The sequence below is a fragment of the Streptomyces sp. CNH189 genome (assembly GCF_000527195.1).
The window spans coordinates 170,951-183,859 of record NZ_AZUS01000005.1; the positions used below are offsets into that span (position 1 = coordinate 170,951).

The following is a 12,909-nucleotide window of genomic DNA, read 5'->3' on the forward strand; positions in this document are numbered from 1 at the left end:
TCGCGGAGCGGTACCTTCGACCTCACGCAGATCAGGGCCCGATGAGGAGAGTCAACGTGAGCAAGTTCGTGCGGCCCGCCGCCGAAGGTGCCGACCCGTTCGGTACGGCGCGTCTGCGGCGCGGGGTCCTGGACGCCTGGGCCACCAGTCCCGCCCGTTTCCGTGAGGACGCCAACGCCGAGGAGGACCTCGTCCTCGGCGGGTACCGGGACCGGCTCGTCGTCGAGCTCGCGCAGAACGCCGCCGACGCCGCCGCCCGGGCCGGCGTGCCCGGCCGGCTGCGGCTCACCCTGCGCGACGGGGTGCTGGTCGCCGCGAACACCGGTGCCCCGCTGGACGCGGCCGGAGTCGAGTCGCTGTCCACGCTGCGGGCCTCCGCCAAGCGGGACGCGCCCGACCGGGCCGTCGGACGGTTCGGCGTCGGCTTCGCGGCCGTGCTCGCCGTCACCGACGAACCCGCCGTCGTCGGCCGGCACGGCGGGGTGCGCTGGTCGCTCGCCGAGGCGCGGGACCTGGCGCGGGACACCGCCCGGCACAGCCCCGGCCTCGGCGACGAGATCCGCCGCCGCGACGGGCACGTACCGCTGCTGCGGCTGCCGTTCGCCGCCGAGGGCACCGCCCCCGACCCGTACGACACGGCCGTCATCCTGCCGCTGCGCGACACCGCCGCCGCCGACCTCGCCGAGCGGCTGCTGCACGCCGTCGACGACGCCCTGCTGCTCGCCCTGCCCGGCCTGGAGGAGGTCGTCGTCGAGATCGGCGACGACACGCCCCGCACCGTGCGCCGCGGCACCGACGGCGAACTGACCGTGGTGACGGACTCCCGCGACGGCACCACCCGCTGGCGCACCGCCACCGCGCACGGCGACCTCGCCCCCGAACTGCTCGCCGACCGGCCCGTCGAGGAGCGGCTGCGGCCGCACTGGTCGGTCACCTGGGCCGTCCCCGTCGACACCGACGGCGCGCCCGCCCGCCCGCGCACCGCGCCGGTCGTGCACGCGCCCACCCCCAGCGACGAGCCGCTCGGCGTGCCCGCCCTGCTCATCGCCTCCCTGCCGCTGGACTCCACCCGCCGGCACGCCGCCCCCGGCCCGCTCACCGACTTCCTCGTGCAGCGCGCCGCCGACGCCTACGCCGGGCTCCTCGCCGACTGGCGTCCGGTGGGCACCGGCGTCATCGGCCTGGTGCCGGGGCCCCTCGGCAAGGGCGAGCTGGACGGCGCCCTGCGCGCGGCGGTCCTGGAGCGGCTGCCGCGCACCGCCTTCCTGCCGCCCGCCGCCGTCCCCGTCGCCGACGACGACTCCGAACTGCCCGAGGCGCTGCGCCCGAGGGACGCCGAGATCGTCGAGGGCGCGGGCGCCGACACCGTACGGGTGCTGGCGGAGGTGCTGCCCACGCTGCTGCCCGCAGGACTCGAACGGCGCGTGGAGCTGCGCACGCTCGGGGTGGCCCGGGTACCGCTCACCGACGCGGTCGACCGGCTCGCCGGACTGGAGAAGTCCCCCGACTGGTGGCGGCGGCTCTACGACAGCCTCGCCGGCGTCGACCCCGACCGGCTGTCCGGGCTGCCGGTGCCGCTCGCCGACGGGCGGACCACCATCGGCCCCCGGCAGGTGCTGCTGCCCACCCCCGACGCGGCCCTGGACGCCGAGCTGCTGGCCCGGCTCGGTCTGAAGGTCGCCCACCCGGACGCCGCGCATCCGCTGCTGGAGAAGCTGGGCGCGCTGCCCGCCACCCCGCGCGCCGTCCTCACGACTCCGCAGGTGCGGGCCGCCGTCGCCGCGTCCCTCGACGACGAGGGCGCGGTGAACTGGGAGGAGGACGTCCCGGACGCCGAGGAACTCGCCGACACCGTGCTCGGGCTGGTGCGGGACGCCGGCCTGGAACCGGGCGACGAGCCCTGGCTGGGCGCGCTCGCCCTGCCCGACGAGGACGGCGAAGTGTCCCCGGCCTGCGAACTCGTCTTCGCCGGCGGCCCGTTCGCGCAGGTCATGCGGGAGGGGGAACTGGCCGCGGTGGACGCGGAGCTGGCCGGGCGGTGGGGCGAGCAGCCGCTGGCCGCGTGCGGGGTGCTGGTGGACTTCGCGCTGGTGCGGGCCACGGACGTGGTGCTCGACCCGGACGAGCTGGAGCCCCGCGAGAGCGACTACGCCGAGCCGGACGACCCGGGGCTGCTGGACGCCGTGGACGTGTGGAGCGAGGACATCCTCGACCGCTTCCCCGACGCGCCCGTGCCGCCGGTCGCCCCCGAGATCGTCGCCGTGCGCGACCTGGACCTGGTGGACGACGACCGCTGGCCGCAGGCGCTGGCCCTGCTGTCCCGGCCGCCGCTGCGGGACGCGCTGGTCGAGCCGGTGCGGATCCTGCTCCACGACGGCACCCACGAGACCGTACGGCCGTACACCGCGTGGTGGCTGCGCGGCCACCCCGTGCTGGGCGGGCGCCGCCCGGCCGGACTGCGTGCCGCGGGCGGCGACCCGCTGCTGCGCGGGCTGTACGACGAGGCCGACGCGGCCGGCTTCGACGACGAGCAGGTGCTGCACGCGCTGGGCGTCCGCACGTCGGTCGCCGCGCTGCTGGACGAGCCGGGCGGGGCGGCGGAGCTGCTGGAACGCCTCGCCGACCCGGACCGGCCGGTCACCGCCGCCCAGCTGCACGGCCTGTACGGGGCGCTGGCGGAGCTGGACCCCGAGCAGGTGACCCTGCCGGACGAGCTGCGCGCGGTGACCGACGGGCGGGTGGAGGTGGTGGACGCCGCCGACGCGGTGGTCGTCGACTCGCCCGACCTGCTGCCGTTCACCTCCGGCGTCCCCCTGCTCCCGGTCCGCCCGGCGCGGGCCGCGGAGCTGGCGGAGCTGTTCCAGGTGCGGCGGCTGAGCGAGTCCGTCACCGGGCGGGTGGACTCCGAGGGCACGGAGCACGAGGTGCCGGAGCCGGTACGGGTGCTGCTGGGGCCGCGTACCCCGGCCGTCTACGTCGAGCACGAGGAGCTCGTCGTGGACGGGGTGGAGATCGACTGGCGGCTCACCGACGACGGGGTGCTGCACGCGGCGACGCTGGAGGGGGTCGCCGCGGGGCTCGCCTGGGCGGCGGGGCAGTGGCCGCGGCGCTTCGAGGTGGGGGCGCTCATGGAAGACCCGTCCCGCACGGAGGAACTGGCAAGGGACCGCTGGTTCGACTGACCCCCCGGGGCTCCGCCCCGGACCCCGCTCCTCAAACGCCGGAGGGGCTGACATCAGCCCGTCCGGCGTTTGAGGACGAGGCCCGCCAGGGCCGACAAGGGGGTCCGGGGCGCAGCCCCGCGGCGGGACTGACCCTCACGGTTCGGTCGGGGTGGCGCCCGAGCCCTCGGATGCGAGCTGCTCCAGCTCCCGCGCCAGGCTCTCCGCGTCGTACGGACCCGTGTGCCGGCGGTTGCCGATGAAGAACGTGGGCGCGCCCTGGACCCCGCTGGCCTCCGCGCTGGCGGCGTCCCGCCGCACCCGCTCGGCCGCCCAGTCGGACTCGAGGTCCTTCAGGAACCTCTCCATGTCGAGGCCGAGGTCGATGGCGTAGACGACGGTGTCCTCGTACTCCAGCTCGTCCTGGTGCTTGTAGAGCAGGTCGTGCATGTCCCAGAAACGGCCCTGCGCGTCCGCGGCGACGGCCGCCCGCGCGGCCAGCTCCGCGTGCGGGTGGACGTCCGGCAGCGGCAGGTGCCGGAACACGTACCGGAACCGGTCGCCGAAGCGGTTCCGCAGCTCCTTGGTGACGCCGGTGGCGCGGGCGCAGAAGGGGCACTCGAAGTCGCCGTACTCCACCAGCGTCAGGGGCGCGTCGACGGGCCCGAGGATGTGGTCCGTCTCCGGGTCGACCAGGCGGTCCAGGTAGCGGGGCAGGTCCGCGTCCGTCTTCCCGCCGAGGACGGTGGAGAGCCGGAACACCAGCCAGCCGACCAGCGTGGCGATCAGCGCCGCGAGCAGCACGCCGACGGTCGCCCGGGCCAGGAGGTCCGCGTCGTCCTCGAAGGCGAGCCCGGCGATCAGCAGGGAAACGGTGAACCCGATGCCGGACAGGGCCGCGCCGCCCAGCACATGGCCCTCTCCCACCCCGCCGGGCAGCCGGCCGAGGCCGAACCGGGTGCCGAGCCGGGCCCCGCCCGAGATGCCGATGAGCTTGCCGCCGACGAGTCCCACCACCACGGCCCAGGTGAGCGCCGAGCCCAGCGCGTCGGTGAGGACCCCGTCGCGCAGGTCGACGCCGGCGTTGGCCAGGGCGAACACCGGGACGACGACGTAGCTCGACCAGGGGTGGAGGTACATCTGCAGCCGCTCGTTGACCGAGACGGCCTTCTGGAGCCCCTTGCGTGCCGTCCTGCCCACGTCCGCGCGGGGAGACTGGCGGAACGCGCGGAACAGCCGCACGGCCTGGGCCACACCCTCGCGGGACGGTTCACGGGCGGGGATGAGCAGACCGCCGAGCATGCCGGCGATGGACGCGTGCAGTCCCGCCTGCAGCGTGGCCCACCACATCACCAGCACGATCAGCACGTACGGGACGGCCCGCCAGACGTCGAAGCGGGACAGGGACGACAGGATCGCGCCGAGCACCAGAGCGGTGACCAGCTCCGGGATCTGGATGCTCCCGGAGTAGACGACCCCGATCACGGTGACCGCGACGATGTCGTCGATGACCGTGATGGCCAGCAGGAAGATCCGCAGCTGGGTGACGAAGCGGGGCCCCACGACGGCGAGCGCGCCCAGCATGAAGGCGGTGTCGGTGCCGATGACGATGCCCCAGCCGTTCGCGGCGTCCGTGCCGGGCGCGATCAGCAGGTAGAAGGCGACCGGCACGAGCATGCCGCCGATGCCGGCGAGTCCCGGGATCATGATGCGGCGGCGGTCGTTCAGCGAGCCGACGGACAGCTCGTAGCGGACCTCCAGGCCGATGACGAAGAAGAACAGCGCCATCAGCCCGTCGTTGACCCAGTGCGCCAGGTCCATCGAGAGCTGCGCGTTCCCCACCGCGACGGACGCGTCCGTGTGCCACAGCGAGAAGTACGACTCCGACCAGGGGGAGTTCGCCCAGACGAGGGCCACCGCCACGGCGAACAGCATCAGCCCGGAGCTGCCCGCCTCGGTCGCCAGGAAGTTGCGCACCGGCGCAGCCAGCTGGGCCGCGAGCTCACCCCTGCTCGACCGGGACTGCGACTCCTCGGACTTCTTCCCGGGCAGCTTCATGAGGTCTTCCGTCTCCGATCCCTGCGGCGGCATCCTCCATCGTCACTCACATACCGGGCATACCGCCCGGTCGCCGAAGCCGCACCCCGGTCAAATGTCCGCGCTTCGTCCCACTATTCACACAAGTGGCGTATGTCATCGAAGGGGAAGATACGGGGCCGCCGCGGGCCGGTCAGACGGGGAAGCGGCGGTCCACCCAGCGCCAGATGACCTCGAGGACCGCCGACGTGACCGCCGCGATGGCGACCGCCGTCCACGGCATCGTCATGCCGACCAGGCGCAGGGCGAAGAAGTCCTGGAGCCAGGGCACCGCGAGGACCAGCAGGAAGGCCCCGGCCATCGTCGCCACCAGGGCGACGCGCCACCAGGTGTAGGGGCGGGCGATGATCGCCAGCACCCAGATGGAGATCAGGAACAGCGTCAGCGTCGCCGCGCTGGTCTCCGCGCCCAGCGCGCCGGCCCCGCTGTAGTGCTGCCGGGCCAGCAGGTACGTCGCGAAGGTGGCCAGTGCGGCCAGCACCCCGCCCGGGATCGCGTACCGCATGACCCGCTTCACGAAGTTCGGCCGCGCCCGCTCCTTGTTGGGGGCGAGGGCCAGGAAGAAGGCGGGGACGCCGATGGTCAGCGTGGACAGCAGGGTCAGATGGCGCGGCAGGAACGGGTACTCCACCTGCGTCGCCACCACCAGCACCGCCAGCAGCACCGAGTACACCGTCTTCACCAGGAACAGCGTGGCGACCCGGGTGATGTTGCCGATCACCCGCCGGCCCTCGGCGACCACCGACGGCAGCGTGGCGAAGCTGTTGTTCAGCAGCACGATCTGCGCGACCGCCCGGGTGGCCTCCGACCCCGAGCCCATCGCCACGCCGATGTCCGCGTCCTTCAGCGCCAGCACGTCGTTCACGCCGTCCCCGGTCATCGCGACCGTGTGGCCTTTCGACTGCAGCGCGCCGACCATGTTCCGCTTCTGCTGGGGCGTGACCCGCCCGAAGACCGTGCCGGCCTCCAGCTCGTCGGCCATGGCCTCCGGCTCGGCGGGCAGCTTGCGCGCGTCCACCGTCGTCCCCGACAGGCCCAGCTTGGCGGCGACCGCCCCGACCGACACCGCGTTGTCGCCGGAGATCACCTTGGCGCGGACGTTCTGCTCGTCGAAGTAGCGCAGGGTGTCGGCGGCGTCCGGCCGCAGCCGCTGCTCCAGCACCACCAGTGCCACCGCCCGCACGCCGTCCACGGCGGCCGGGTCGTCGACATCCGCGCCGTCGCGGGCGCGGGCCAGCAGCAGCACCCGCATCCCCTCACGGTTCATCCGCTCGGTCTCGGCCAGCGCCGGGTCGTCGTGGGGGAGGAGCACGTCCGGGGCGCCCAGCAGCCAGCTGACGGGCCGACCGTCGCCCTCGTCGAGGGTCGCGCCGCTGTACTTGCGGGCGGAGGAGAAGGGCAGCGTGTCCGTCAGCCGCCACCCGGTGGTGTCCGGGTACGCCTCGATGATCGCCTTCAGGGACGCGTTCGGCCGCGGGTCCGCCGATCCCAGCTCGCCCAGCACCTTGCGTACGTACGTCTCGTCGGCGTCGTCCAGCACCCGCAGCTCGGTGACGTCCATGCCGCCCTCGGTGAGCGTGCCGGTCTTGTCCAGGCACACCGTGTCCACGCGGGCCAGGCCCTCGATCGCGGGCAGCTCCTGCACCAGGCACTGCTTGCGGCCCAGCCGGATCACGCCGATCGCGAAGGCGACCGAGGTGAGCAGCACCAGCCCCTCGGGGACCATCGGCACGATCCCGCCGACCGTGCGGGCGATGGAGTCCTTCAGCTCGTTGTCCTTGACCACCAGCTGGCTGATGATCAGGCCGATCGCGGTCGGCACCATCATCCACGTGACGTACTTGAGGATGGTGGAGATGCCGCTGCGCAGCTCGGAGTGGACCAGGGTGAAGCGGGACGCCTCCTCGGCGAGCTGCGCGGCGTAGGCCTCGCGGCCCACCCGGGTCGCCTGGAAGGAGCCGCCGCCCGCGACGACGAAGCTGCCGGACATGATCTGGTCCCCGGGCTGCTTCACCACGGGGTCGGCCTCACCGGTGAGCAGCGACTCGTCGATCTCCAGGCCGTCCGCCTCGACGCACACCCCGTCGACGACGGCCTTGTCCCCCGGCCCGATCTCGATCAGGTCGTCCAGCACGATCCGCGAGGTGCCGATCTCGGCGGGCACCCCGTCCCGGCGCACCGTGGGCTTCGCCTCGCCGATCAGCGCGAGGGAGTCCAGCGTCTTCTTCGCCCGCCACTCCTGGATGATCCCGATGCCGGTGTTGGCGAGGATCACGTAACCGAACAGGCTGTCCTGGAAGGGCGCGACGATCAGCATGATCACCCAGAGCACGCCGATGATCGCGTTGAACCGGGTGAAGACGTTCGCCCGGACGATCTCGACGACAGACCGGCTGCTGCGCACGGGTACGTCGTTGACCTGTCCGCGCGCCACCCGCTCGGCCACTTCCGCCGACGTCAGCCCGGTCACCGGCGACGTGGCCGTGACGGGCTGGACGGCATCGGTACGGTCGCCCGCGTCGAGATGCGTCATGCAATCGACAGTACGTGCGGAGTCTGCGCTTCACCCACCGGAGCGGGGAAGATCCGACCAGGGGAGGACGGCCGTCGTACCGGGGTCGTACCGCGGTGGCGGCAGGCTCAACCGCGGTACTTGCGCGGTGAGTTGACGCTACTCAGTCGGCTCGGGCCCAGGCTCAGTCGGCGTGGGTGGCCGGGGTGTGTCCGGGGCCGGCGCCGGCCGCCTCGGCCCGCGCCCGCTTGATCGCCGCGTCGCGCCTGCGGACGTACCAGATGCCGATGAAACCGAGGCCGCCGCCGGCCAGGCAGGTCCACAGCCACCAGGTGTGCCCGTGGTCGTCGAACCAGCCGTAGAACGGCAGCTGCACCAGGAAGAGGACGAACCAGACGATCGTGCCGCCGGTGATGGTGGCGACCACGGGGCCCTCCAAGGGCTCCGGCGCCTCGTGCTTGGGGGTCCACTTCGCCATGCGGACAGCTTACGAGGAGCGGTGGGCGCCCGGTCGCCCGCAGGGGGCGGGAGAGGCGACGGCAAGAGAGGGGACGGCAGGAGGGCGGGAGGGGCGATGGCGCGGGAATCACACCCGCCGCCCCGGGTCTACGCGCGGAGATGGCTTCGACGACGTTATATGTTCATACTGAATTCGTTTGCCTCTGACCGCTTTCATTCGTAGAAAACACCAAAGGCCCGGCTTCGGGGGGAGCCCGCCGGTGATGAGGTCTCTGCACATGTCCACGTCGGCCCCCGCCAAGGCGCCCGTCCCCGAGCAGCCGGGGTCCGGTGCCGCGTCCGGCGCCCTCGACCGCTACTTCCGGATCTCCGAGCGCGGCAGCACGCTGTCGCGCGAGGTCCGCGGCGGTTTCGCCACCTTCTTCGCGATGGCCTACATCATCGTGCTGAACCCGATCATCCTGGGCAGCGCGAAGGACGCGTTCGGCAACCAGCTGGACAACGGCCAGCTGGTCACCGCGACCGCCCTGACCGCCGCGTTCACCACACTGCTCATGGGCGTCATCGGCAACGTCCCGATCGCGCTGGCCGCCGGACTCGGCGTGAACTCCGTGGTCGCCCTCCAGCTCGCGCCCCGCATGTCCTGGCCGGACGCGATGGGCATGGTCGTGCTGGCCGGTTTCGTGGTGATGATCCTGGTCGCCACGGGCCTGCGCGAACGCGTGATGAACGCCGTGCCCTACGGGCTGCGCAAGGCCATCGCCATCGGTATCGGCCTGTTCATCATGCTCATCGGGCTGGTCGACTCCGGCTTCGTCTCCCGCATCCCGGACGCCGCCCAGACCACCGTCCCGCTCCAGCTCGGCGCCGACGGCCACCTCAACGGCTGGCCGGTCCTCGTCTTCGTGCTCGGCGCGCTGCTCACGCTGGCGCTCATCGTGCGCAAGGTGCCCGGCGCGATCCTCATCTCGATCGTCACGATGACCGTCGTCGCGGTCGTGATCAACGCCGTCGCCGACGTGCCCTCCTGGGGCCTGACCGCGCCCGACTGGCCCGGCAACCCGGTGGCCACCCCCGACTTCGGCCTCATCGGCCAGGTCAGCCTGTTCGGCGGATTCTCCGAGGTGGGCGTGCTGACGGGCGTCCTGTTCGTCTTCACGGTGCTGCTGTCGTGCTTCTTCGACGCGATGGGCACGATCATGGGCGTCTCGGACGAGGCCAAGCTGACCGACGGCGAGGGCCAGATGCCCGGCATCAACAAGGTGCTGTTCATCGACGGTGTCGCGGTCGCCGCGGGCGGCGCCAGCTCCGCCTCGGCCACCACCGCGTTCGTGGAGTCCACGGCCGGTGTCGGCGAGGGCGCGCGCACCGGCTTCGCCAGCGTCGTGACGGGCGGACTGTTCGCCCTGGCGCTGTTCCTCACGCCCGTCGCCACCATGGTCCCGTCCCAGGCGGCCACCCCCGCGCTGCTCGCGGTGGGCTTCCTGATCCTGGCCGGCTCCATCAAGGAGATCGACTGGGCGGACCACACGATCGCCATCCCGGCCTTCGTGACGATGGTGATGATGCCGTTCACCTACTCGATCACCAACGGCATCGGCATGGGCTTCCTCACCTTCGTGGCGCTGCGTCTGGCGGCCGGCCGCGGCCGGGAGGTCCCGAAGGCGATGTACGTGGTGGCGGCGGTCTTCGCCTTCTACTACCTGCTGCCGGCGCTGGGCCTGACCTGATCCACGCCGGGGGAGAGCGGGCTCCGGGAAGGGCCAGGGCCGCGGGCTCAGGTGACCCCGTAGAACTTCTCCGTCTCCTCGACGGCGGTGCGGAACCGCTGGTCGAAGTCATCGCGCATGAGCGTCCGGACGACATAGTCCTGGACGCTCATGCCGCGTTTGGCGGCATGGTCGCGGAGCCGTTCGAGCAGTTCATGGTCCATCCGCAGGCTGAGCACGTCGGTCCCCATGCCCTGAGCGTCGCCGCACCTCAGGGTGCGGCGCGTGGCCTTTCGCGCTTCGCTCACTCATATGGGTGATCTCGTCCCCCGGGTGTCTTGATTTCCCCGGGTGTCTTGATTCCGGCGGGCGCGTTCATGCCGAAGCCAGGCCGCCGGAGGGCGGACCGCCGGGTGGGGCGGGAGTGTCGGGACTCACGGCGGGGCCGCCGTGCCGGGTGGTTCTTAGCGAGAGTAATGAGTTACGCTAAGGAACATGCCGGACCTCAGCCATGGCGACGACGCAGCCGCCGTGAACGCCCTTCGATCCGCCGTGATGCGTCTGTCCCGTCGGCTCAAGCATCAGCGCGTCGACGAGTCGCTCAGCCCCACCGAGATGTCGGTGCTCGGCACCCTGGCCCGCTGCGGCAGTGCCACCCCGGGCGAGCTCGCCCGCAAGGAGCACGTCCAGCCGCCGTCGATGACCCGCATCGTGGCGCTGCTGGAGGCCAAGGGACTCGTCCGGCTGGAGCCGCACCCCGACGACCGCCGCCAGAAGGTCGTCACGCAGACCGAGCGGGCCGAGGCGATGCTCGAGGAGAGCCGTCGCAAGCGGAACGCCTTCCTCGCCACGCTGGTCGAGGAGCTGGACGAGGACGAGTGGGCCACCCTGCGCGCCGCCGCCCCCGTGCTGGAGAAACTGGCGCACATCTGACCCCCGCAGCAACAGGAGGCGAACCTTTTGAGTACGGGATCCGGAGCAGCTTCCGCCCCCGCACCTGACCCCTACGACACGAAGACCACCCTCGACGCCTCGCGCAAGAACTCGATGTTCTCCTCGCTGAGGATCAGGAACTACCGCCTGTTCTTCCTCGGCCAGGTCGTCTCCAACATCGGCACCTGGATGCAGCGCATCGCCCAGGACTGGCTGGTGCTCAGCCTCACCGGGTCCTCGGCCGCCGTCGGCATCACCACGGCCCTGCAGTTCCTGCCGATGCTGCTGTTCGGCCTGTACGGCGGTGTCCTCGTCGACCGGCTGCGCAAGCGGCCCACCCTGATGGTCACCCAGTCCGCGATGGCCCTCACGTCCCTCGCGCTCGCCGTCCTCACCCTGACCGGCATGGTCGAGGTCTGGCACATCTACGTCGCCGCCCTCGCCCTCGGTTTCGCGACCGTCGTCGACAACCCGGCCCGCCAGTCCTTCGTGTCCGAGCTGGTCGGCCCCGGCCAGCTGCAGAACGCGGTCAGCCTGAACTCCGCGAATTTCCAGTCCGCCCGGCTGGTCGGCCCCGCCGTCGCGGGCCTGCTGATCACCGGCGTCGGCACCGGCTGGGCGTTCCTGCTGAACGGCCTGTCCTTCGTCGCGCCCCTGACCGGCCTGATGCTGATGCGCGCCCGTGAGCTGCACCCCGTCGAGCGCGCACCGCGCGGCAAGGGGCAGCTCCGCGAGGGCCTGCGCTACGTGGCCGGACGGCCCGACCTGCTCTGGCCGATCGTGCTGGTCGGCTTCATGGGCACGTTCGCCTTCAACTTCCCGGTGTACCTGTCGGCCTTCGCCGACGACGTGTTCCACGGGGACGCGGGCGTCTACAGCATGTTCAACACGCTGATGGCGGTCGGCTCCGTCTCCGGCGCCCTGCTCGCCGCCCGGCGCGGCACGGCCCGGCTGCGGCTGCTGATCATGGCCGCGCTGGCCTTCGGCGCGCTGGAGATCCTCGCCGCGGCGTCGCCCGAGCTGTGGATGTTCGCTCTGATCATGGTGCCGCTGGGCCTGGTGTCGATGACGGTCAACGTCACCACCAACACCAGCCTGCAGATGTCCACCGACCCGTCGGTGCGCGGCCGGGTCATGGCCCTCTACATGATGGTCTTCCTCGGCGGTGCCCCCGTCGGCGCCCCGATCGTCGGCTGGATCACCGACACCCACGGCGCCCGCGCCGGCTTCGCGGCAGGCGGCGCCGTCGCGATGACCGCGGCGGCCGTCATCGGCCTGATCCTGGCCCGCGCCGGCGGCCTGCGCCTGTCCTTCGGCTGGAACCACGGCCACCCGCGCGTCCGCTTCGTCCCCCGCGACCACCGGAAGGCCCTGGCCCCGGCGGCGTGAGCCGCCGGGCCGGACGGCCCGGCCGCCGTCAGCCGCGCGGAAAGTCGTCGGTTGTGAGAACGAGACCGACAACCGTCCCGGTCAGGTCGATCTCGATGCCGAAGCCGAAGCACACGCTGCCGTGGTACTTCCCGTCCTTCGGCAGCGTGTGCACATGCCACTCACCGGTGTACGGATCGACGATCAGGTACACCGGCACACCGGCGGCGGCGTATGCGTCCTTCTTCGGCCCGTAGTCGTTGTCCGAGGTCTTCTGCGAGATCACTTCGGCGATGAAGACGACATCTTCATGACGCCACCGCCCCTTGCTGTTCTTGGTCGCTCCCTCGGCCAGCAGGGTCACGTCGGAGGCGAAACCGTTCAGGTGCCCCGGGTAGTCGATGCGGACGTCGGACTTCAAACGCCTGCGCGGGTATTTCGTACGCAGTTGATCGTAAACGTCCGCGATGATGTCCCAGTGGGTGTCCCGCTGCGGCGTCATGAAGATGTGCCCCCCGACGATCTCTGCCTTGTAACCCTCGGGGACGGGCATCTTCTCCAGCCACTCGAACATCGTGTCGAGTGTGAGTTCGTCGCCGCTCTCGGCCATCTCGATCCTGTCTTCGAGGACGGTCATCGTGGCGCTCCTCCCCGGCCGACGCTCGATGCG

Annotated in this window: 9 protein-coding genes; 4 read left to right on the forward strand and 5 right to left on the reverse strand. The window is 72.0% G+C overall.

Annotation, left to right across the window (positions count from 1 at the left end):
* Positions 1-56: 56 nt before the first annotated feature.
* Positions 57-3,182: a sacsin N-terminal ATP-binding-like domain-containing protein gene (locus B100_RS0109445; RefSeq protein WP_024884196.1), complete on the forward strand. Its 3,126-nt coding sequence runs from the start codon at positions 57-59 to the stop codon at positions 3,180-3,182.
* A 135-nt stretch (positions 3,183-3,317) separates the two neighbouring features.
* Here B100_RS0109445 and nhaA read toward each other — a convergent pair whose 3' ends face one another.
* The 3 genes from nhaA to B100_RS0109460 all read right to left on the reverse strand — a co-directional run bounded on the left by nhaA (position 3,318) and on the right by B100_RS0109460 (position 8,248).
* Complete coding sequence (gene nhaA, locus B100_RS0109450; RefSeq protein ID WP_024884197.1) at positions 3,318-5,219, reverse strand: Na+/H+ antiporter NhaA; 1,902 nt, start codon at positions 5,217-5,219, stop codon at positions 3,318-3,320.
* Positions 5,220-5,391: 172 nt separating this feature from the next.
* On the reverse strand, positions 5,392-7,791 hold the full coding sequence (locus tag B100_RS0109455) for a cation-translocating P-type ATPase (RefSeq protein ID WP_024884198.1): 2,400 nt from the start codon (positions 7,789-7,791) through the stop codon (positions 5,392-5,394).
* A gap of 163 nt (positions 7,792-7,954) precedes the next feature.
* Positions 7,955-8,248, reverse strand: a complete 294-nt coding sequence (locus tag B100_RS0109460; RefSeq protein WP_024884199.1) for a DUF2530 domain-containing protein — start codon at positions 8,246-8,248, stop codon at positions 7,955-7,957.
* A 259-nt stretch (positions 8,249-8,507) separates the two neighbouring features.
* Here B100_RS0109460 and B100_RS0109465 point away from each other — a divergent pair, with 259 nt between their 5' ends.
* Positions 8,508-9,959: an NCS2 family permease gene (locus B100_RS0109465; protein ID WP_024884200.1), complete on the forward strand. Its 1,452-nt coding sequence runs from the start codon at positions 8,508-8,510 to the stop codon at positions 9,957-9,959.
* Between the two features lie 47 nt (positions 9,960-10,006).
* Here B100_RS0109465 and B100_RS0109470 read toward each other — a convergent pair whose 3' ends face one another.
* Positions 10,007-10,189 (reverse strand): hypothetical protein, encoded by a 183-nt coding sequence (locus B100_RS0109470; RefSeq protein ID WP_024884201.1) that lies wholly within the window; start codon positions 10,187-10,189, stop codon positions 10,007-10,009.
* Positions 10,190-10,433: 244 nt separating this feature from the next.
* On the opposite strand from B100_RS0109470, the gene B100_RS0109475 reads away from it, so the two are divergent.
* Positions 10,434-10,871, forward strand: coding sequence for a MarR family winged helix-turn-helix transcriptional regulator (locus B100_RS0109475; RefSeq protein WP_019524522.1), 438 nt, complete (start codon positions 10,434-10,436; stop codon positions 10,869-10,871).
* Between the two features lie 27 nt (positions 10,872-10,898).
* The gene (locus tag B100_RS0109480) at positions 10,899-12,260 is read left to right on the forward strand and encodes an MFS transporter (protein WP_024884202.1); all 1,362 of its coding nucleotides are present in this window, start codon (positions 10,899-10,901) and stop codon (positions 12,258-12,260) included.
* 28 nt (positions 12,261-12,288) lie between these two features.
* Here the strand turns inward: B100_RS0109480 and B100_RS0109485 are convergent, their stop codons facing one another.
* Positions 12,289-12,876 carry a Uma2 family endonuclease gene (locus tag B100_RS0109485; RefSeq protein WP_024884203.1) on the reverse strand — a complete coding sequence of 196 codons (588 nt, stop codon included), beginning with the start codon at positions 12,874-12,876 and terminating at the stop codon, positions 12,289-12,291.
* Positions 12,877-12,909 lie beyond the last annotated feature (33 nt).